Annotated in this window: 15 protein-coding genes and 1 tRNA gene; 6 read left to right on the top strand and 10 right to left on the bottom strand. The window is 67.5% G+C overall.

Annotated elements, in window-relative coordinates; all coding sequences use genetic code 11:
- Positions 1-132 precede the first annotated feature (132 nt).
- A complete protein-coding gene (locus JCR33_RS13505) occupies positions 133-1,548 on the top strand; it encodes an MFS transporter (RefSeq protein ID WP_332461187.1) in 1,416 nt (471 codons plus the stop codon).
- Here the strand turns inward: JCR33_RS13505 and JCR33_RS13500 are convergent.
- The 3 genes from JCR33_RS13500 to JCR33_RS13490 form a co-directional block, all read right to left on the bottom strand.
- A complete protein-coding gene (locus tag JCR33_RS13500; RefSeq protein ID WP_198882607.1) occupies positions 1,512-2,264 on the bottom strand; it encodes an RlmE family RNA methyltransferase in 753 nt (250 codons plus the stop codon). The genes JCR33_RS13505 and JCR33_RS13500 overlap by 37 nt on opposite strands.
- Positions 2,265-2,271: 7 nt before the next feature.
- Positions 2,272-3,429: a Ppx/GppA phosphatase family protein gene (locus JCR33_RS13495; RefSeq protein ID WP_198882606.1), complete on the bottom strand. Its 1,158-nt coding sequence runs from the start codon at positions 3,427-3,429 to the stop codon at positions 2,272-2,274.
- 206 nt (positions 3,430-3,635) lie between these two features.
- Positions 3,636-4,622 carry a ribonuclease T2 family protein gene (locus JCR33_RS13490; RefSeq protein ID WP_198882605.1) on the bottom strand — a complete coding sequence of 329 codons (987 nt, stop codon included), beginning with the start codon at positions 4,620-4,622 and terminating at the stop codon, positions 3,636-3,638.
- A gap of 137 nt (positions 4,623-4,759) precedes the next feature.
- On the opposite strand from JCR33_RS13490, the gene JCR33_RS13485 reads away from it, so the two are divergent.
- Positions 4,760-6,034, top strand: coding sequence for a metallophosphoesterase family protein (locus JCR33_RS13485; protein ID WP_198882604.1), 1,275 nt, complete (start codon positions 4,760-4,762; stop codon positions 6,032-6,034).
- Positions 6,034-9,555 carry an AAA family ATPase gene (locus JCR33_RS13480; RefSeq protein ID WP_198882603.1) on the top strand — a complete coding sequence of 1,174 codons (3,522 nt, stop codon included), beginning with the start codon at positions 6,034-6,036 and terminating at the stop codon, positions 9,553-9,555. Before JCR33_RS13485 ends, JCR33_RS13480 begins: the two co-directional genes overlap by 1 nt.
- Positions 9,556-9,682: 127 nt before the next feature.
- Here JCR33_RS13480 and JCR33_RS13475 read toward each other — a convergent pair whose 3' ends face one another.
- Positions 9,683-10,942 (bottom strand): MFS transporter, encoded by a 1,260-nt coding sequence (locus JCR33_RS13475; RefSeq protein WP_211110297.1) that lies wholly within the window; start codon positions 10,940-10,942, stop codon positions 9,683-9,685.
- A gap of 361 nt (positions 10,943-11,303) precedes the next feature.
- Positions 11,304-14,768, bottom strand: coding sequence for a hypothetical protein (locus JCR33_RS13470; protein WP_198882602.1), 3,465 nt, complete (start codon positions 14,766-14,768; stop codon positions 11,304-11,306).
- 1,203 nt (positions 14,769-15,971) lie between these two features.
- On the opposite strand from JCR33_RS13470, the gene JCR33_RS13465 reads away from it, so the two are divergent.
- Both JCR33_RS13465 and JCR33_RS13460 read left to right on the top strand, forming a co-directional pair.
- Positions 15,972-16,784: a DUF2092 domain-containing protein gene (locus JCR33_RS13465; protein WP_198882601.1), complete on the top strand. Its 813-nt coding sequence runs from the start codon at positions 15,972-15,974 to the stop codon at positions 16,782-16,784.
- Positions 16,781-17,005, top strand: coding sequence for a hypothetical protein (locus JCR33_RS13460; protein ID WP_198882600.1), 225 nt, complete (start codon positions 16,781-16,783; stop codon positions 17,003-17,005). Before JCR33_RS13465 ends, JCR33_RS13460 begins: the two co-directional genes overlap by 4 nt.
- Before the next feature lie 105 nt (positions 17,006-17,110).
- Here the strand turns inward: JCR33_RS13460 and JCR33_RS13455 are convergent, their stop codons facing one another.
- The 4 genes from JCR33_RS13455 to JCR33_RS13440 all read right to left on the bottom strand — a co-directional run bounded on the left by JCR33_RS13455 (position 17,111) and on the right by JCR33_RS13440 (position 19,838).
- Positions 17,111-17,431 (bottom strand): hypothetical protein, encoded by a 321-nt coding sequence (locus JCR33_RS13455; RefSeq protein ID WP_198882599.1) that lies wholly within the window; start codon positions 17,429-17,431, stop codon positions 17,111-17,113.
- A gap of 32 nt (positions 17,432-17,463) precedes the next feature.
- Positions 17,464-17,733, bottom strand: a complete 270-nt coding sequence (locus JCR33_RS13450) for a hypothetical protein (RefSeq protein WP_198882598.1) — start codon at positions 17,731-17,733, stop codon at positions 17,464-17,466.
- A gap of 128 nt (positions 17,734-17,861) precedes the next feature.
- Positions 17,862-18,782: a hypothetical protein gene (locus JCR33_RS13445; RefSeq protein ID WP_198882597.1), complete on the bottom strand. Its 921-nt coding sequence runs from the start codon at positions 18,780-18,782 to the stop codon at positions 17,862-17,864.
- An 18-nt stretch (positions 18,783-18,800) separates the two neighbouring features.
- Positions 18,801-19,838, bottom strand: a complete 1,038-nt coding sequence (locus tag JCR33_RS13440) for an IS481 family transposase (RefSeq protein WP_198882596.1) — start codon at positions 19,836-19,838, stop codon at positions 18,801-18,803.
- Positions 19,839-20,530: 692 nt separating this feature from the next.
- On the opposite strand from JCR33_RS13440, the gene JCR33_RS13435 reads away from it, so the two are divergent.
- Positions 20,531-21,382 (top strand): Stf0 family sulfotransferase, encoded by an 852-nt coding sequence (locus JCR33_RS13435; RefSeq protein WP_198882595.1) that lies wholly within the window; start codon positions 20,531-20,533, stop codon positions 21,380-21,382.
- A gap of 205 nt (positions 21,383-21,587) precedes the next feature.
- On the opposite strand, the gene JCR33_RS13430 is transcribed toward JCR33_RS13435, so the two are convergent.
- A tRNA-Val gene (locus tag JCR33_RS13430) sits at positions 21,588-21,662 on the bottom strand.
- Between the last annotated feature and the right edge of the window lie 53 nt (positions 21,663-21,715).

Genomic DNA, 21,715 nt, shown 5'->3' with positions numbered 1-21,715 from the left:
ACGATCTGCATTGCAGACTTGCGAAACGGGGTGCCCTGGTCGACGCCGACGGTGCGCTAAGTTCTGTTTCAGCATACCAATGCATCCTACCCTTCCCGGCCGTCGCCGACGGTCAGTCCAAAGCGAGTCCTCGTGACACGACCCCAGCTGACGGCGCTCATCGTCGCCTCCGCGCTGTTCATGGAGAACATGGATTCGACCGTCATCGCGACGTCGCTGCCGACGATCGCGGGCGACATCGGGTCCGATCCGATCCGCCTGAAGCTCGCCCTCACGGCCTACCTCCTCAGCCTGGCGACGTTCATCCCGATCTCCGGCTGGGCGGCCGACCGGCTCGGCGCGCGCCTCGTGTTCCGCACCGCCATCGCGGTCTTCATCGTCGGCTCCATCCTGTGCTCGATGGCCGATACGCTGGGCGACTTCGTTGTCGCCCGCATCGTGCAGGGCGCGGGCGGGGCGATGATGACGCCCGTGGGGCGCCTCGTCCTGTTGCGCACCACGCCCAAGGCGCAGCTTCTGAGCGCCATGGCCTGGCTCACCGTGCCGGCCCTCGTCGGCCCACTGATCGGCCCACCCCTCGGCGGCTTCATCACCACCTACATCGACTGGCGGTGGATCTTCTGGATCAACATTCCGGTGGGTGCGCTCGGCATCCTGCTCGTCACCATCTTCATCGACGACGTGCGCAGCGAGACGCCCCGTACCCTCGACAAGCTCGGCTTTCTCTTGTCCGGCGTCGGCCTCTCCGGCCTCGTCTTCGGCCTGTCGGTGATGGGGCAGAACATGCTTCCCTTCCCCGTCACGCTGGCGATGGTGGCGGGGGGCGCGGTGTCGATCGGCCTCTATCTCGTCCACGCCAAGCGCGTCTCCGAGCCGCTCCTCGACCTCACCCTGTTGCGCCTTCCCACCTTCTTCACCGGCGTCGTCGGCGGCTCGCTGTTTCGCGTCGGCGCCGGATCGGTGCCCTTTCTCCTGCCGCTCACCCTGCAGGTCGGCCTCGGCATGAACGCCTTCCAGGCGGGCGGCCTCGTGTTCTTCTCCGCCGTCGGCGCGCTCCTCATGAAGGCGACGGCGCAGCCCATCGTGCACCGCTTCGGCTTCCGCGCCACGCTGATCTGGAACGGCGTCGTCTCCAGCGCCACGCTCACCGCGATGGCACTCTTCGCCTACGACCCGCCGGCGATCCTCATCGTCTCGCTGCTGCTCTTCGGCGGCTTCTTCCGCTCGCTCCAGTTCACCTGCCTCAACTCCCTCGCCTACGCCGAGGTGGAGCAGCCGCGCATGAGTCTCGCGACGAGCCTCTACAGCGTCTCCCAGCAGGTGTCGCTAGCGGCGGGGGTCGCCATCGCCGCGGCGGTGGTGGAGCTCCAGCGCGAACTCAGAACCGGCCACATCATCGAGGCCGGCGATTTCGTGATCGCCTTCGCCGTGGTCGGGGCGATCTCCGTCGCGGGCCTCCTCTTCTACGTCCGTCTGTCGCCCGACGCGGGGGCGGAGATGGCGCAGCGCGATCAGCCGGTGCCGCGGAAGCCCGTCGCGAGCACGTAGGTCTCGGGTGATTCGGGGCGGGAGGCCGGCGGCTTCACGTGCCGCACCTGCGCGAAGTCCCGGCGCAGCGCGGTCAGGATCTCCCCTTCCGTCCCCCCCTGATAGACCTTGGCGAGGAAGGTGCCGCCCGGCGCCAGGGTCGCCCGCGCGAACTCCGCCGCCATCTCCACCAGATTGACGATGCGCAGATGGTCCGTCGCCCGATGGCCGGTGGTCTCCGGCGCGAGATCGCTGAGGACGACGTCCGGGCGCCGGCCGCCGAGCGCCTCGATCAGCGCCTCGGGGGCGCTCTCCTCGAAGAAGTCCTGATGGAGGATGCGCACCCCGGGCAAGGGGTCCATCGGCAGGATGTCGATCGCCACCACCGGCGCGCCGTCGGTGGCGCCGATCCGCTGCGCCGCCACCTGGCTCCAGCCGCCCGGCGCCGCGCCGAGGTCCACCACCGTCTGGCCGCGCTTCAGGATCGGATAGCGCTCGTCGATCTCGATCAGTTTGTAGGCGGCACGGGAGCGGTAGCCCGCGGCGCGCGCCTTGTGCACGTAGGGATCGTTGAGCTGGCGCTCGATCCAGCGCGTGGAGGAGAGCTTGCGCCCCTTCGCCGTCTTCACCCGCTGAGTGAGGCCGCGGGTGCCGCCCCGGCCCGAGTCGCCACGCGGCTTCCTGCCGCCGCCGCCACGGGTGCCGCCGCCCGGCCCCCGTCCCTTGGTGTTCGTCATCCTCGCCTCAGGCGTGCGTGGGCGCGCCATGTTCGGCGGCCCGTTGGTGGCGCCGCCGCGATCGGGCGAGCCTGTCGCCCTCGATAAGCTCCATCAGCATGCCCTCGCGCAACCCGCGATCGGCGACACGCAGGCGTTCGCACGGCCAGCGCTGGCGGATCGCCTCCAGGATCGCGCAGCCGGCGAGCACCAGATCGGCCCGCTCCGCCCCGATGCAGGGGTTCGCCACACGCTCCTCGAACCCCATGCCGAGAAGCTGGGCGATCAGCATGTCGACCTGCTGCTGCTCCAGCCAGGTGCCGTCCACCTGGCGCCGATCGTAGCGCTTCAGGCCGAGCGAGACGCCCGCGAGCGTCGTCACCGTACCGGACGTGCCCAAAAGGTGGACACGTCCGCGCGCCACCGCCTCGCTCAGCGTGCCGCGACGGTCGATCTTCTCGAGCAGCGACAGGACGTCGGCCACCATGGCGGCGAACACGTTCTCGTCGACGTCGGTGCCGCCGTGGCGCTCGGCGAGCGTCACCACCCCGACAGGGAGCGACGTCCAGGCGCGGATGCAGCGCACCAGCGCCGTGCCCTCGAGGCGATACCGGCTCGTGAGGTCGAGCCAGACGATCTCCGACGAGCCGCCGCCGATGTCGAAGAGAAGGACGCCCTCGGCCGCGTCGTCGACGAGGGGGGCGCAGCCGGCGACGGCGAGGCGCGCCTCGGTCTCGCGGTCGACCACCTCCAGATCGAGGCCGGTCTCCTCTTGAACGCGCCGGGTGAAGGAGGCGCCGTTCCGGGCAGCCCGGCAGGCTTCGGTGGCGATCAGGCGGGCGCGCGCGACGCCGGCCATGTCGAGCTTGCGCGCGCACACCTTGAGCGCGTCGATGGCGCGATCCATGGCGGCGTCCGACAAGACGCCGTCGCGCGCCAGGCGCTCGCCGAGGCGGACGATGCGCGAGTAGCCGTCGACCACGCGGAAGCCGGAGCCACGCGCCTCGGCGATGAGCAGACGGCAGTTGTTGGTGCCGAGATCGAGCGCGGCGTAGCGGCGGGGCCCGACCGGGCCGTCGTAACCCGCGATCGGATAGCGGCGGCGCCGTGGGCCGTGGGATGAAGCCGTCGCATGCGTCGCCAAGCCGCGCGCCTCCCGCTCCTTCGTGTCGCTCACGACGTTCATCTGCCGCCCCTTCCAGGCCACCGAAACGCGCCCCACGTCTGCCCCTCTTACGGGCTCACCCCTCCTTGGACCGATGCCGCGGCCACCGGCGGCGCACACATCCACACGATGCAAATTGCTTCGCCACCTTTCTTTTGAAGACTAACAAGTTCCACGCCAATTACAAAGGAAGGGTGATTTTTCCCCTCCGGCGCGTCAGCTCGGGGTCAGCGTCCCGCCGCGTCCACACGTCCCCCACGGCAACCGCGCGGCGCCGAACCCGCGGCTCGCAGGAGCGCACCGAGCCGGCTCTCGCCCACCACGATGCGGCCGTTCAAATGAAGTTTCAGCTCGGTGATGTTGCCCCCCTCGCAGCCGAGCTCCACGGCCCGCCCGGCGCCCTCTCCGAAAGCCTCGTCGAAGGCGTCGCGCACGTCCTGCGCGGAGAGGCGGCGGCCGATCGAGCGAGCGAAGAGCGCGCGCACGGCCGACGCGTTCACCGCCTCGAGCAGAAACAGGCTGTCGTCGAAATAGGCATCGGCGGATGCGCCGTAGCAGGTGCCGTGGCGGATCCACTCGTGCCGGTCGAGGGCGGAGCGCGTGCCGGGCATCGCGACGTCGAGCGCCGCGGCGGTCTCCCGGTCGACCCGCGGCGCCGGCAGCGCGCTCCAGCGGCCGCGCTCGTCGCTCTCGCGCACGCGGCCGTCGACGCCGCAGAACTCGCGCGAGTGCGGCTGCGGCCAGAGGCCGTGGAGCGAGAAGGCCTGGGCTGCGGGTAGTCGCGCGCCGCCCGGGCCGTTGAGGCGGCGGCACTCCGGCACGCCGGGCCGGACCTCGCAGAAGGCCGGCTGCCAGCTCAGCGCCAACACGTTGCGCGTGGAGGTCGCGGCCCGTGCGGCCGGCGCCGAGCGGGCCGCGGCGTCCGCGCGCGTGCCGCAGTCGATCGCAACCCAGCGCCGCTGCGGCGCCGGGGCCTCCGCCACCACGATCTGATAATGGGTCGCCCGCTCGCCGTTGACGCCCACGAGCGGGTAGGCCCACCCGGGCTCGGTCGCAACGCCACCCGGGTTGGTGCCGCGGCGGATCGACTGGAGCGCGGGACATTCCGCCCCTGCCACGAAGGTGCCCTCGAGCGGCGTCTGGGCGCGCGCCGTCGCGGTCGTGAGGACCATCGCGACCACGGCGAGCCCCATCATCCACCGGCCTCTCGGCATGATCCCCTCCCGCTTGCGGCGCCATGCGTGTTAGCACGCCCTATCGCAGACGGGGATGCCCGAGCTGTTGAGCGCTCCGCCGCGCCCCTTTCCTCCTCGCACGCCATGGGCGAGGCTCGCCGCCCAAGGGACGAACGATGGCCTTCACCTTCATCCACACCGGCGATCTGCACCTCGACAGCCCCCTCACCGGCCTTTCGGCGCATCAGGGCGAGGACGGCGACAAGGCGAAGATCGTCGCCGGCGCCGGCCGCGCCGCCTTTCGCGATCTCGTCGATCTCGCCATCGAAGAGCGCGTCGACGCGATGCTGATCGCCGGCGATCTGTGGGACGGGGACTGGCGCGATCTCTCCGCCGGCCTCTTCATGCAGGCCGAGACCAGCCGCCTCGCCAAGGCCGGCGTCCGCACCTTCGCGATCCTCGGCAACCACGATGCGGAAAGCCGCGTCACAGATCGCATCCGCCATCTCGACGCGCTCCACCTCTTCAGCAGCGACGCCCCGAGTTCGGTGGAGTGCGGCCCGGCCGTGATCCACGGCCAGAGCTACCGCGAGGCGGCGACCACCGAAAACCTCGCCGCCCGCTATCCGCGCGCCTGGCCGGGGCGGATCAATGTCGGCCTCCTCCACACCGCCCTCGACGGCTCCTTCGGCCACGGCCGCTATGCGCCCTGCACCCTCGCCGACCTCGCCGCCCGCCAGTACGACTACTGGGCCCTCGGCCACGTCCATGAGCGCCGCATCCTGCAGGAGCGGCGGGCGGCCGACGGCGGTGTGGTCGCCTTCTGCGGCGTGCTGCAAGGCCGCCACATCGGCGAGAGCGGGCCGAAGGGCGCCTATCTCGGCCACATCGACGAGAACGGGCCTCACCTCCGGCCCATCGATCTGCCGCATGCCGCCTGGTTCGTGGCCGAGGCGGATCTCTCGCGCGGCGAGGCGCCCGAGCCGGCAATCCGCCGCGCCGTCGGCCGCGTCGCCGAGGGCCTTGCGCCGGCGCTGCGCTGCGCCGTGATCCGCGTGCGCGTGACCGGCGAGACGGCGCGCCACTTCAGCCTCGCCAACTCGCTGCGCGCCCTCACCGACACCGCCCGCCAGATCGCCGCCGGCATCGACGACCGCCTCCTCATCGAGGAGGTGAACCTTCAGACGCGCCCTCCCGTCGATCGCCCCGCCCCGCACCTGCCGCACAATTTCGAGGCGGTCATCGCCCGCGCCGCCGCGAGCGAGGAGGTCGCCCAGAAGGCCGCCGCCGAGGTGCGCGAGGTGCTGTCGCTGCTGCCCGGTCCCGTCAAGGCGAAGGTGCTGGCGCGCATGCCCCTCCTCCTCCCCTTTGACGAGACCGGCAGCATCGAGCCGCTTCTCGCCGACGCCGCCGAGGCCGTCACCGCCCTTGCCGGCGGCGAGGAGGAGTGATGCGCTTCGCCTCCCTCACCCTCTCCCGCTATGGCCAGTTCGAGGAGGCGGCCTTCGCCTTTCCCCGGCGGGGCGACGTCGACCTTCACCTCGTGGTCGGTTCCAACGAAGCCGGCAAGACGACGCTGAAGAGCGCGCTCGTAGACTTCCTCTTCGGCATCGCGCGCGGTTCGCCCTATACGTTCCGCTACCAGCGCCGGCAGATCGCCATCGAGGCGGAGATCGAGCTCGGCGGCGAGACGCTGCGCCTGGAGCGCACCACGGGCAGCGCCGGCCTCGTGCCGCAGGAGGCGGCCGCCCGGCTCGCCGCGGCGCTCGGCGACATGTCGCGCGACACCTTTCTCGCAACCCAGGCCTTCTCCCACGACGAGATGCGCGCCCATGCCGACATGCTCTACCGCAGCCGCGGCGAGCTACGTGAGGTGCTGATGCACGATGCGGGCGGCCTCTCCCACGCCGTCGCCCTCCTCAACACCGTGCGCAAGGAGGCGGGCGAACTCTTCGACCGCGACCGCCGCCGCGCCAACAACGTCGAATATCTGAAGCTCGAAAAGCTCTGGCAGCAGGCCGGCGAGCGCTACGACACGGCCGAGCTTTCCTCCGCCACCCACACCCGGCTGCAGCGCGCCGCCAAGGACGCGAAGGACGCCCTCGACGAGCAGCGGCGCAAACTCCAGGAGGCCGGCGCCGCGGCCGCCGAGCTCGACAAGCTGATCGCCGCCGTCCCGCTGCTCGCGACGATCGAGGAGCGCGAAGAGCGGCTCGCCGCCCCGTCCGGGCCCCGCCTCGCCGACGGCGCGGTGGAGCGGCTGGGCGTGGCGCGGGAGGAGCCGGTGATCGCCGAGCGCGCCCGTCAGGCGGAGGCGCGCGTGAGAGCCGCCGAAGAACGCCTGCAAGGCCTCGTCCTCGACGAGGATGTGCTCGCTCTCGCACCCGACATCGAGCGGCTCGTCCCCGCCCTCGCCCGGCTCGACGAGAAGCACGACACCCGCCGCACGCTCCTCGCCAATCGGAGTGCGGCGGAGGATCTCGCATGGCAGGAGGCCGCGAGCCTCGGCCTCGCCGCCGATCGCACGACGCCGCTCGACCGCCTCCTGCCGCCGGCGATCGAGCGTAAGGCGATGCTGCGCCACGCCGGGGAGCGGGGCGAGCGCGAGGCCGCGCTCGATCGCGCCGTCGACGCCCTCGCCGAGCGTCCGGCCTCGCCTCCGCCGCTCGTCGCGGGCCCATCGGAGGCGCTGCGGGAGGCGATCGCCGCGGCGCAGGCGGCCGGGGCGCCACGGCCCCTCTTCGAGGCCGCCGACGCCGCCCTCACCGAGGCCCGCCGCGCCCTTGCCGCCGCCGCAGCGGCGACAGAGGGCGATCCCGTCGCCACCACGGCGCCGCCCGCCGCCGAGGAGGGCGGCGCCGCCGAAGCCGCCATCGCCGAAGCGCTGCGCGAGAAGAACACTGCGGAAGAACGCCTCGCGGAGGCGCAGGAGAGCCTTGTCGCCGCCCAACGCACCTTGCGGGCGACGTCCGCCGACATCCCGACGCCGGAGGTCCTGGCCGCCGCCCGCGCCGAGCGCGATGCGATCTGGCAGGAGATCCGTGCCGGCCGGCCGCTCGCAGAAGCTGGCGGCCCCTTCGAGGCGGCGGTCGCGAGCGCCGACGGGATCGCCGACGAGCGCTTCCTCCATGTCGAAGCGCTGATCGAGGCCCGTCGTGCGGCCGACGACGTCGCCGCCGCCGAACACCTCGTCGCCCGCCGCACAGTGCGGCGCGATGCTCTCGCCGCCGAACACGAGCGCCTCGCCACGGCTTGGGCGGAGCGCTTGCGGAGCGTCGGCATCGCCCTCCCGCCGCTCGACTATCGCGCCTGGCACGAGCGGCGCCGCGCCCGCGAGGCCGCCGCCGACGCCGTCCGCCGCGCCGAGGCCGACAAGGCCGCGCTTCTCGCGCGCAGCCGGGCCCTCCTCGCCGCATTGACGTCCGCCCTCGCCGATAAGGAGGCGCCTTCGGACCCCCAATCGGCAGCATCCGCTTCGGGGAGCCCACCCCTCTTCGAGCCGACCGGAGCGGCCGACAGCGCCCAGCCACCAGCCGCGACGAGCCGAGGGCGGGAGGGCATCCCCGCCGATGCGTTGCCCCGCGCCCTCGAAAACGCTCTGGAGCGAGCGCTGGAGGCCCACAAGGGCGCCGTCGATCGGGCGGCCGAAGCGCGCGCCGTCCGCAAGGCCTACGACGAGGCCGAGCGCGACCGCCCCGCCCGCGAGGCGGCCCTCGCCAAGGCACGCTCGGCGCTCTCCGAATGGCAGGAGACCCACACCGCGCTCGCGGCGCGCTGTGGCGTTCCCGCCGACATCGACCGCGGCCGCCTCGCCGACCTCTTCGACGGCATGGAGCGCATCGAGCGCCATCTCGCCGACGCCTCCCGCGCCGCCCACGCCATCGCCGAGATCGACGACTTTCTGCAACGCTTCGCCGACGACGCCATCGCCCTCGCCCGCCGGCTCGCAGAAGAGGAAGTGGGCGGGCCGCGTATCCTCGCAAGCCACCTGGTGGAGCGGCTGCGGCGTGCCGAGGCCGTCGCGCACGAGCGCGAGTCGGCCGCCGAAGAGCTCGACCGTGCCCGCCTCGACGCCACCAAGGCGGCAGACGCGCTGCGCGAGATCCGCGCCACCATCGCCACCGATCTCGCCGCAGCCGGGCTCGACGCCGATGCGCCCCTCGCCGATCTCCAGCGGATCGCCGAGGCGTCCGACCGCCGCCACGCCACCGAGCGCAGCCTGGACGAGGCGATGGCGGCGCTGCAGCAGGCCGGCGTCTCGCTCGCCGACGCGCGGGCCGCCCGCGCCGAGGCGGACGCCGCCACCCTCGCCGTGCGCCGCGCGGCGCTCGACGACGACATCGCCGAGCTGAGCGAGGCCGTCCAAACCGCCCACGACGCCTCGGTGACCGCCCGCGAGGCGCTGAAGCATGCCGAGCGGGACGCCGCGCCGGCGACCGCCGCCCACGCCGCCTTCGAGCGCGAGGCGCTGGCGGGCGAGATGGCCGAGGTCGCCGCCATGGCCATCGCCCGACGACTGCAGGCGACCATCCTCGGCGCCGCCCGCGACACCTTCGCCGCCGAGCACCGCTCCCCCGTGCTCGACCGTGCGGCGCGGAACTTCGCCACCTTCACCGGCGGCGCCTACGACCGGCTGGACGTGGACGAGGGCGCCGACGGCGGCTTCCTCCTCGCCCACCGCACGGCCGACGACAGGCTCGTCGACGTCACCGGCCTGTCGGACGGCACCCGCGATCAGCTCGTCGCCTCGGTGCGCCTCGCCGCGGCGGAGGGCTGCCCCCTCCCCTTCATCGCCGACGATCTCTTCGTGAACGCCGACGATCAACGCGCGGCGGCCGGCTTTCGCGTGCTCGCCGCCCTCGCCCGCGGCCGCCAGGTGATCTACCTCACCCACCACGACCACCTCGCCGAGGTGGCGCGGACCGCCGTCGACGGCCGCGCCACCGTGGTCCGCCTCGGCAATCCCCGCTGACCCGGCCCCCGCCCGTCGGTTCGGAAGAAGCCGGGAAACTTCCTCTATTCCATGGAATTGGAGCGCCTCACCGCAGAGGGGGCGCGGGCCGCCCTATCGCCGGCCGGCGGCCACCTTGCGGGCCGCCCTATCGCCGGCCGGCGGCCATCTTGAGGCTCGCCGGCATCCGCCGCAGCACCACCGTCGCGAGAACGCCGATCGCCGGCCCGACGGCGAGCACCGCGAAGACCCAGCGCCAGCCGCCGAGAAGTGCCGCCACATAGGGCATCAGCGCGATCGACACGGTGGTCAGCGCGAAGCCGAGGCCGATCTGCAGCGACAGCGCCGTGCCGACACGACTGCCGGCCGACAGCTCGGTGACGGCGGTGGAGAACTGCGCCGAGTCGCCGGTGACGGCGACGCCCCATACGAGCATGAACGCCACGAGAAGCCACGGCGGGCCGCCGAACACGAACCCCGCCGCGATCGCGCACCCGCCGGAGACGAGGAGAAACAGGCCGGAGGTGGCGGTGCGCCCCACCCGGTCGGACAACCAGCCGCCGAGGAAGCAGCCCACCGTTCCGACCGAGATGCCACCGAAGGCGATCAGCGAGGCGAGCTGCGCGTCGACGACATCGGCGGCCGCCAGCGCCTCGTTGACGAAGAGGACGAGCCACGTCCACATGGCGTAGATCTCCCACATGTGGCCGAAATAGCCGGCCATCGCCAACATCACCGGCCGGTCGGCGAGGACGCGGCCGATCTGGCGCGGATCGAAGCTCGCGCTCTCGAAGCGGTACGGCCCGTCGGCGGCGAACAGCAGGAAGATGCCTGCCGCAAGCAGCGAGGAAAGGCTGGAGGCGATCATCACGAGGCGCCAATCGAAGCCGCCGGCGGTGACGTTGAAGAGGTGCGGCAGCGCGGATCCGAACGCCACCGCCCCCGTCACCGTCCCGAGGGCGAGGCCGCGGCGGGCGACGAACCAGGTGGCGACGAGCTTCAGCGCGGGCGGATAGACGAGCGCCAACGCGGCCCCGAGCACCAGGCGCGAGGCGACGGCGAGCGCCAACGAGGGCTCGAGGAGAAGGACGGCGTTGGCGGCCGCCACGACCGCCGAGCCCGCCGCGGTGAGGCGGTTCGCGGCGACGATGTCGGGCAGCCCGAGGGCGCTCGCTCCGAGGGCGCCGGCGACGAAGCCGATCTGCACGCCGTTGGTGAGCCAGGCGAGATCGGCGGCCGAGAGCCCCCAGTCGGCGGCGAGCTGTGGCGCCGTCGCGGCCGCGCTGAACCAGGTGGTGAGGGCGAGCACCAGCGCGAGCGAGACGACGCCGAGCATCGGCCAGCGGCCGACCGCCTCGTCGCGCAATCGCAGCCCGGCTGCCGCCACGTCGCTCTTCGCCACCGCCATCCCCCTCTGGGCTCTCCGGCTGTCGCACGCCGACGCCGCACGGAAAAGATCGGGCACGGGATGGCACCCATGCCGACCCGCGCCGTCACTCCGCCATCGCCGTGCCCCCGGGCGACGTCAGCGATGCTCAGCCGCCGGCGGGATCGCGCGTAACCCACGATCCTCCCCTGGTGGAGTGGAAATCCGCGATAGGTGTTCGAGCCGATGACGGCGGGTCCGATGAGTGCGAGCCGGCGGGCCTGACGCTCAGAGCCCGCTTCGCGTCCGGGCCCATTCGCACCCTTCAACTGTGTGAGACGCGACGGCGCACGCCGCCCCCCGGAGCGAACCAGAAATCCGCTGCCGACCGGACACCGCCGAGTTAGGGTTCGCGATAACCGAAGCGCCGGCAGATCACCGCCAAGCGATCTCTGAGACCGCCATCGATCGCGGCGAGATCGGCTGCCGTGACCGATGGTTTCTCGCGCGCGAACTTACGTGCCGAGGTGTTCAGACGTCGGACATGCTCGACATTGGCAGAAGACTGGTCGTCGTCGTCCTCCCCGGCCTCGAACTCGTCGAACAAGGGTGGATCGAGGCCTATGTCCTGCTGCGGTGTGCGGCCGATCTTGGCCAGGATGGCGGGCACCGCATTGGCGCTGTCCTCGACGCATATCGTCAGGACGCCCGGAATCGCAAAGGCTATCTCGTACCAGCCCACGTAGGAGGCGACCGCCCGCTCGAGCGCGGTCGTGTAGGACGCGATGTCGTCGCCGCGGGCACGCAGGATGTGCTGGCGGCGGAAATCGAACGACGTTTCGACGGCATTCTCCAACATGATCGAGCCGATGGCTTCGAGCGGATCGCGGCCGTGCACGAGCGTGTGCTCGAAGCTGGTCCCCGGCGGCACCCCGTCGCCGTAGGGGACGGCATCGTCGCGCACGACGCTCATCCAGCTTGATATCCCGTCGCGCAGCAGTCGCTCGTGGCCGATCTCCAGCCCATGCGCCGCGAACGCCGCCGCCATGAAGCCAGAGGCGCAACGCGGATGCCCGACAATCTGAATGAGGTGGCGACGCCCCGGCGGGTGGGTCGGTGCGGGAACGAGATCCGCGATGTTGTAGCGTCCCGTGCGACTGGAGTGGACCCGGTCGGACGGGCCGAGGATTCGCTGAATCTCGTCCGGCTCCGGCATGCCATGGTCGGTGATCAGAGCGTTGGTCAGATTGACTCCAATCGGATCTTCCAAGGGATCGACACGTGTGGCGTAGCCCATCCAGTGGTCGGCGAGGCTGCCGATGTCGAGAGCGATGCCCCCGCGTCGGCGAATATCCTCGCAATAGATCTTGCCGAGGAATCCGGCCGCGACGAGCCAGACCTCGCCGGGCTCAGGATCAAGAGCCGCCCGAACCTCGTCGTGCCGATCGAAGAGGCTGTCGTCGCCGTTCCGGCCATCACCATAGCGACCAAACTTTCCAAAATAGCTGTCCTCGCCTGGAATTTCGACGCCTTTGCGCGTCGCGATGCCCCACGTCCGTGCCAGATAGTCGTGCATGTCGTGACAGGATATCCAGGAGACCGTCCTCGTCTCCGCGAAGATCTCGCGCCACAGGTTCCAGGCGTGCAGGTCGTGGTGGAGATGAGCGGATGTGATGAGAGCCTGTGGCGGTTGGGCGACGACGTACGCGAGGCAGTTGTAGATACCCATCGAAACGACGTTCGTGCTGCTGGTGTCGACGAACCGCCAGGCCGGAATGACGCCGACCACGGTCGCACCATGCACCGCCGCCAGATGGTCTGCCGCCATCTGTTCGAGTATCTCCGGTTCGGGTCGGCGCTCTCCCCACCAGACGCTCAAGACTTTGTCGCGCGAACGACCGATCTCAGCAGCGATCTCGGGTGCAGGCGGCAAGAACGATCCTTCCCCGTCACCCAGCCGCAGCACCGAGGTCGGCGTCTTCGATCTGATGCGTCGGAGGATGAAGCGGGCGAGATCCAGCGCTTCAGCATAGCTGTCGGCGGTGTCGATCAGGATGTCCGGAAATTGGTCCCGCATCGCGTCCAGCAATTTGAGACATGTCGCACGATATACTGTGGCATCGGTCAGAGGTCCGGGCCGAACACACCGGACGGCGGCAAGCGCAGCGGCGACCCGCTGGCGGCCAATGTTCCGGTTTATTCTAAACGCCTCGAATGGCACCGGCGCCGCAGTCGCATCTTCGAGGAGCTCGTAGTCGCGAGCCTGCGCTTGCAGCATTTCCAAAATAGCACATATTTCGGGCGAAACCCCATCGATTTTAGTTAGATTATCAAGCGTACCCAAATCAATGCGCGCGAACCTCAATCCTTTACTTATCTTATCCAAAAGATATGGGGACTTATAACTTGTAATGTACTCAAAGATCGTCGACACTTCGTCGACATTCCACAGTTTCGGATTGGCGAGAGCCAGGCTGTGGAGGTAAACTCTCGTTGGAAGCGCTTCGCGCATGGCCTGCCGGGTTTTCGCAGCCTGATCATCAAGAGACGCCTGCTGCTCCGAGGCGACGAGGGCCAGCCACAGGTCCGGCGACCGCGGATAGACGTCGAGCGCGCTGCGCAGGAGGGCCATGCTCTCGGTGGTTCGCCCACACTGGTCCAGCGTTGCGGCAAGCCGCTCGACGCTCCTCGGAAGCAAGCCGGGCACGGTGGAAAGCCAGTTCGCGAGCGGCTCAATCCTCGGCCAGCTCTTGAGGATCTGATGATGCGCATGCAGGACCACCGGACCCACGACACGCAAATCGCCATGCCGCTCCGGTGTCTGCTGCCAGACGAGCATCTGATCGAGAAGCGCGTTGAGCGCTCGCGTATCGGATGCATCGCGTGCCGCCTGCACCCTACGGCGAACGAGCTCGATCACATCACCGTCCGCGGCGAGTTCGCTAGCCCCAGCAAAGTCGCCGCGGGCGGTACGGCCGAGGAATTGGGCGCGTCGCAATGGGGTCTTGTTCGCCCAACGCCAACCAGCCTCCGCCTCGGCCAATAGATCGTCGAGCCGATCGAGATCGCCGATACCGACAAGACATTGGGCCAACGCGACAACGCCAGCCGGCTTGCCTGTGCTCCATAGCGCCGAGGCGACGTCGTAGGCCTTGGCAAGATCACCCACTTTCAGCAGCGCACTGCACCGCCGCACCTGCCAAACGACGACAGCCGGCTCACGTGCGGCCATCGACGCAGAGAGATCCGCCGCCTCCCGAAGAAAACCGAGTCTGAACCGTGCGCTGATGCAGGCGTCGACGAGCGGCCGCGGCATCACGTCCACGAAGCCACGCTGCCACAAATCGAGGCCGAGACCATCCTCTGCAAGCAAGACGGTAACCGGATCCTCGAGCCGATGGCTCGCGACGGCGACCGCTGTCCAATCCGGCGCCTCCGAGGTGATCCAGTCCTCCACCATGGCGCGGGCGGCTGCCGTGTCGCCTCCGTCGAGCACCGCGTTCAGGCTCGCCAGCCGATCTGGTTGCGGTTCCGTCTCGAGGAGCCGTGCGAGTGTGTCCCAATGGGGAAACGCCGGATCTGCGGCTCTCGATACGCCGAAGAGTTCCCGCGCCTCGCGGAACCGGCCGGCAAGATGGTAGGCTCTGATGCCGAGTGCCGCGACGTGCGGAGGCAGAGCCCGACCGCGCTTGCGGCCCCATTGATCTCGGAGATCGAACGCGGCGCGCGCAACCGTCCCATTGCCACCTTCGACCGCAACCTGCAGCAGCGCGACAAGGTCGCGTGCCGAGGGATTGGATTGTGCTCGAAGGGCCTCGAGGCTTCTCGCGAGCTGCCTCGAGTCTTTTACTTTGTCGACAGCATGCAAAGTCGATCATCCTCGCACAAAGACATTTTGCGGGAACCAATAGGATCCACTGACGTCCGTGCGTGCGACACTATCGGGTGCGGCAGAGTCGGACAAACTGTGAAATGTGACCTGCTCTCCCGAAATGCTGTCGCCGTAAGGTAGAGTTTTCCCGCAGGTGGAGTGCTCCCCGGCGTGCCCCCGCCATCCCGCTTCGATCGGATGGACTCGGAGTGCTCCTGGAGTGCTCCCGTGAAATGCCCTCGTTGTGAGGTAGAGTTTTCCGCGCTGATTCCTTTGGCTGGAGAGGGAGCGGAAAGCGGTGAAGGCATCGCAGTTCACGGGAGCAAACCACCAGGAGAATAGGCGTCCGAGTTAGTCACACAGAGTTTTGATGCATTGGTTCAGCCAGCGGACGCAGGTCCCCTTTGCCCATCCGACACAGACCTTCTTGAATTCTCTACACCAGCACGACGCCACCTTGACCTTGCCGCGATCCTCTTCGAATAGAGGATCGCCTTGCGCGGCATTGGCTTGAGGCCAAACGAACGGGGTGTAGTTGACCGGGCTCAGAACGCCGCTGGTCGCCTCCCGTCCTCCGCGCTGCAGATCGTTCCAATGGTCCCCGAAGTCGGGTTTGGCTTGAATGCCGCACGACACCGTGCCGCCACTCGCCGTCCTGGCCCTGCAACAGCGCCTCTGCTCGCAGCAGCCGGAGCCGCCGACCTCCACAGCGCGCCCACACGAGCTTGCAGCAGCAGGATGAGGGCCTGCCGCCAAAGATGAAATGCCGATCGCAATCGCAGCAAGCACATTGATCATTCTCGCCATTTGTGTCGAACCCTTTGTTCCTGACCATCGCCAACGGGACCAGAGAACAACCTCGACCGGGGCGTGCCATCACCCGTTGGGGTGACCGAGCAACGAAAAACTCAGTGACGAGACGGTCATAGGCAGCCCGCCCGAGCTAGCGCCCGGGCGCCCCGCCATCCCGCTTCAATCGGATGGGCGATGGCGGGAGGACGGCTCGGGGACCTCCTTGCGGGCGCGGTCCTCGGAGGGACGCCCGGGGCTTCGGAAACGCCGTGCGGCAGGCAAAAGGATCGGCCGGCGACGTCAAATGCCAAGACGTCGCACCCCCTGATTCGATTAGATAACTCGTGGTGCAAACAAACAGTGCCGACCAACAGTCGGCCCCTCACTTGCCGAACGAGCCAGAGGCCCATGATCCGATCCCTTCAAGTGGCGCGACCCGCCAAGCCAACAGTCATCGTCGGTCTCGTCCTGGCGACATCGTTCGCCGCGGCAGCGACACGCCCCGCGTCCGCCGACGAGGCCGTCGCGAAGTCCATCCTGAAGTCGATGTCGGACTATCTCGCGTCCCAGCCGTCGATCGCCTTCACCTATGATTCGACCTTCGACGTCGTGACAGACGACGGCCAGACGCTCGGCATCGCGAGCTCCGGCACCGTCGTCCTCAAGCGCCCCGACCACGTGATGGCCACCCGCGTCGGTGGCTTCGCCAACGTCGAGATGCTGTTCGACGGCAAGGACGTGGCGCTCGTCGACAAGACCGCCGACGCGTACGTGGAGATCGCGCTCCCCGGCAGCGTCGACCACCTGCTGCAGGAACTCTACGACAAGTACGGCTTCCCGCTGCCGGCGACCGATCTTCTCGCCTCCGATCCCTACGAGCTCTTGATGGACGGCGTCACCGACATCAAGGATCTCGGCGCGGGCGTGATCGGCGGCGTGGAGTGCGATCACCTCGCCTTCCGCACCGAGGCGGTGGACTGGCAGATCTTCGTCGCGCAGGGCGACGAACCCGTGCCGTGCCGGTACGTGATCACCTCCAAGGATATTCCCGGCTCGCCGAAGTACGAGATCACTCTCGCCGACTGGCAGGTCGCCGACGACGTCCCTGAGACGTCGTTCACCTACGACGACGCCGGCGGCGCCAAGAAGATCACCATCGAAGAGATGCGTGCCGCCGCCAGCGAACTCCCGCCCTTTCTGAAGCCCGGAGCCCAACAATGACCCTGAAGAAGCGTATCGGTCTCGGCGTCTTGTCGCTGATGATCATGGTCGGCGCCCTGGAACTCGGCGCCGCCCTCTCGATCCCGGGCGTTCAAGGCGTCGTGGGACAGGCGCACGCGATCATCGGGCGGCCGCTCACGCCGCTCAGCGTCGCGGGTGTGGCGCGCCGCACCACACGGCGCACCATCCGCCGCTGCGCCGTCGGCATCTACTACTGCTGAGCCGCTCGCCTCAGCAGTGTGGCCCGGCGACATCGATGCCGCCGGGCCGCGCCGATCGGCGAGGAACGCGCCTGCCCATCGCGGGGCCCAGCGCGCCGTGAACGCTCAGCGGACGCCGCGCCGGTTGACCGGACCGCCCGCATTGAGGCCGACGCCCGGCCTCACCCCCACCCCCGGCGCGCCGAGGCCGACCCCAGGCGTGCGCGCCGCAGGTCGGGCGACGCAACCGACGGGTACGCCGGGCGCGGTGCAGTAGGCGACCGCTGGGGCCGGGCGGCGCACGACGCAGCCCGCCGGAACGCCCGGACCGGTGCAATAGACGACCGCCGCGGCCGGCGTGGACGTTGCCAAGGTGCCCGGCACGGCGCCGGCGGCAACCGCCAGCGCGAACGGCACGGCGGCCTTCCGAATGTGCGAAAAACGCATGACCCTATCTCCTTTTCCGCTGCGTGGACGCGTCAGAACTTGCCGCAGTTGTCGAGGATGTAGCGGCCTGCCGCCATGGCGTCGGAGCGTGGATTGTTCGGGAGGCGGCCGCTGCTGACGAGTGACTTCGTCGCCGCCTTGACCTCGTTGGTCACGCGACCGCGATCGTGGCAGATGGCGTTGATGTCGCCGTTTGCCCTGACCGCCGACACGATGGCCTCCGAGCCTGGCGTCAGCGAGCCGGCCAACGCGGCGGTGGCGGAGAGGATGAGAGCGGCCGCGGCGGCACTGGTGCGTTTCATGGCATTTCCTTCAGACGATGGACGGGTGCGGACCCCGAAGTCACCCCCGACAGGTGCTCGTGCCGCCAAGCCCGAGCAACGTCAGATTCTGCACCACCACCGAAAAGCGGGACGCTCCGGCACGGCCCTCAGCCGCGCGAGGGCCCTCCGGAATTTCGCCGCTGGGAAAGCGTTTCGATCGCCGCGGCGGTGATCTTTTCCATCTGCAGGAAGACCGCGGTCAGCGAGTCCATCACGGCGGTCTCGAACACCGGGCTCAATCTCATCCTGTCCTGCGAGCGCTCCAGGAGCCCCGCCTGCGCCGCATCGCGGATCAGCGCCGATACATGAGCGCGCGAAACATGGGTGAGCGCGGCCACCTTGGTGATGTTGAACAGGACGCCCGCGGCCCGCTCCGCGGCCGGCGCCTCGACATGGGCGAGATAGAGGTGCATCGCGACATACTCGCCGCAGTCGCGCCCGATGAAGGGCGAGAGAGCCACCGCTCCGTCGAGCGGACGCATCCCGCTCGCGATCTCCTCGCGCGCGCAGTGGAAGAAGGCGGTGATGAACGCCGGATCCTCGACGAGGTGCAGGCCCTCCGCACCGATCCGCGAGACCTTGCCGAGCGCCTCGAACCCCGCCGACAGCCGGGCGGCCGACAGCCCGATCATGCGCTCGGAGGGCACGTAGACGACGGGCTTGCCGGGTTCCGCACCACCGAGGCGCTTGATGAAGCCCGCGTGCCGCATGAAGAGGAAGATCGCCCGCGCCCGGCCTCGGCTCATCTCGCCATGGGCCGTGAGGAGGTCGCAGAAGCGGTTGACGGTGAGGCCCCACGACCTGCCGGCGACGCGCTCCGCATCGAGCGACATCGCGGTCCAGAAGGCCAGCCGCCGCGCCTTGTCTCCGATCAGAAAACGGCGTCGCCCCACCTCGGCCTGCTGCCGCGTCACGACGACGAAGAGCTGTCGGACCGCCGCCGGCAGCTCGGGGTGGGACCGGATCGCGTCCGCCTCGTCCGCCGCTTGCGTGAGCGCGATGTCGCGAACAGGGTTGTCATCGAGCAATTTGTCTTCTTAAGCTTTTTATCTGACGAATGAATTGACGGTGTCGATGGGTCTGCGGCCCTGGTTGCGATAGCCGAGGTGGGGCCGTTCGGTGTTGTAGTGGACGAGCCAGGCGTCGAGGTCGGCCTGGAGCGCCTCGACGGTGTCGTAGAAGGTCTCGCGCATCACCACGCGGAAGAACTCGTCGAGAACCGTGCCGTTGAAGCGCTCGACGAAGCCGTTGGTCTTCGGGGTCTTCACCCGGGTGCGGCGGTGTTCGATGCCGTTGAGGTCGAGGTAGAGTTCGTAGGGATGGCGCTCGGTGCCGCAGAACTCACGGCTGTTGTCGGTGAGGATGGCGTTCACCGGCAGGTCGAGGTTGCGGTAGAAGGGTAAGACGTCGTTGTGGAGTACCGCCATGGCCGCCTCGGGCTGCTTGGAGACATGCAGGAAACCGAAGGCGTACGAGCCGTAGGTGTCGACGACGGCGTGCAGGTAGACCTTGCCGATGCCCTTCAGATTGCCGACGAAGAAGGTATCGGCGGACAGGAGCTCGCCCGGCGCGCCGCTCTCCACGTGCCGCTCACGGAAGCAGGGATTGAGCTTTTCGAGGAACGCCGCCTGCTCCCGCGTGATCTCGATGACTTTGTCGGCATTGGCCTTTTCGAGCGCCAGCCATCGATCGACGCGCGTACCGAGACCGTTCGCGTTGAGGATCTTCTGGATGGTGATCGAGGAAAGGCGCGTGCCCTCCAGCGCCAGCATCGCCTCGATGCGGTTGCCGCCGTAGGCGGGGTGCTCGAGGGCCAGCGCCTTGATCCGCGCCACGACCGGTTCCGGTGTCGTCCGCGGATGGCTCTTGTGGATCGGCGGTAGATCCTTGAGGCCCTCGAAGCCCTGCGTCTGGAACCGCCGCTTCCACTCGTAGAAGCTGGTGCGATCGAGGCCGCACTGGCGGCAGGCCTCGGCTACGTTCCCCTGCTCCTTGGCGAGCTCCAGCACGCTCAGACGTTGCTGGGCGAGCTTCGTGCCGGCGTCACGCTTCCCGGATCCGGTGGTCGTCGATCCTCTGCCCATGGCGCTCTCCTTCCTTGCCAATAGAGCACGGGAAGAAGCTTAAGAGGACAAGCAATTGGTCTCGGACCACAATCATCTCTCGCAGCGGGTGACCCCTGTTCTTCCGCACCGCGCCGACAGATACAAGAAACTGGATGAACCGAAGCCGCCTGCGGGAGCCACTCCTAGTTCAACGGGTCTGTCATCATGGCCCTTCCTGCGCGGCACGCTGATCGACAAGACCCTGCGTCCACCGCGAGTGCCGGCGGCGCTTTTCGACGGTGACCAAGGGCCGATGCCGTTAGGCAAGCCACATTCCACGCAGTCGCCCACCCCTGAAGCACAAAGTAAACTTATCAGAAAAATACAATTTTGAACAATTTATATTATTGATTTAATATTCAATAAATATATATCTAGATTTTTCTACATTTTACATAATTTATTCTTCCTATAAAAGCCGTTACCCACAAGAGTTAGAAATAATACATTTAATAATCTTAGTTCGGTTTTCTAATAAGAAAGTAATACATATAATATATTAATATATTTTCCTTTTATTTTGTATATATTTGAATAAATTAGAAAATTATATATTGTAAATACAATACATATGCTTTATATCAATAAACAGTTATCTCATAATGAGAAGCCAGAGAACCAGATAAACGCTATTTTGCGTGATATGTTGTGACAATTGAAGGGGACTCAAGATGGAGAGCACTCGACGAGGCTTTTCCGATATATTCCGTAGCAGCACTGCAGAGATTCCTGATCTTTTAGAGAGAATCCATCATTATCTCCCTTTTAAGGCTGTCGTTGGCCCCCGTTTTGATGATCGTCAAATCACGGTGGTCTGCATGACGCCTCGCTCCGGCAGCGGCTATCTCGGATCGATTTTACGAGAGAACGGCTTCGGCCCCACACGGGAACATTTCCGCATCGTCGGAGGGGCACTGGAGCGCGATGCGGCAAAGATTAAACGTAAGTCTTACGAAGAATATTTTCGCAATAAAGTGCAGCAGCGAACTGAAAATAGAAATTTTACAGTAAAGTTGGGCTGGCCTCAATTCGCTCCAATTTATTATTCTGGAGTATTTTCATTTTATCTAAGAGACGCAACATATATTTACCTAACTCGTGAAGATATCATCTCTCAAGCTATCTCACGATATATCGCAAATGAAACTGGATATTTTCATACGCCTGATAAAGGTGACAGTCAAAACGATCTAGTACACTTTGACTACAATGGCATTCGCAAGCACCTTGAATTCCTCGTGGAAATGCAGGGAGACTGGGAACGCTTCTTCGCCAGCGAAGGGCTGTCCCCCGTGCGCATCACCTATGAGCAAGTCGCATCCAATCCGACGGCCGCTTTTGCCAAGATTGCAGAAGCAGCCGGCTCGCCAATGCCGGAGACAATCATCACTCAAACCGAGTTCGGGGTAACCCGCACGAGCAAGAATGCGCATCTACGCGAGGCCTTTATCGAGGAACATCGCCGACGCATGCACAACGGTGTGGTCAAATTTATCAATGCCAACTCTGAGAATACGGGATGATCAACAACGTCCGATCCGGCAGGTCCGGAGCGTGACAGGAGGCACAACAGCGGCGCACAGCTATTAGCAGTCGCCGGACTCAGGAGCCGGCGTTGACGAGGCCGTCCCCTGGCTTCCGCGACGAAATGGTATAGGAGAGGCACGTCACGCGTTCGTCCGGTGTATCGAGGAACGCCGCAAACAATTGCTATTCTCAGGGAAACTGTGGTGGGCGCGACAGGGATTGAACCTGTGACCCCCTCGGTGTGAACGAGGTGCTCTCCCGCTGAGCTACGCGCCCTTCAGTGCGGTGGGACATACGCGCCTTGCCCGCGCCTGACAAGGGGTGAGTGC

This window comes from Acuticoccus mangrovi, assembly GCF_016411865.1.
GTDB classification, from domain to species: Bacteria; Pseudomonadota; Alphaproteobacteria; order Rhizobiales; family Amorphaceae; genus Acuticoccus; species Acuticoccus mangrovi.
This window is presented reverse-complemented; position numbering and strand designations above follow the sequence as displayed.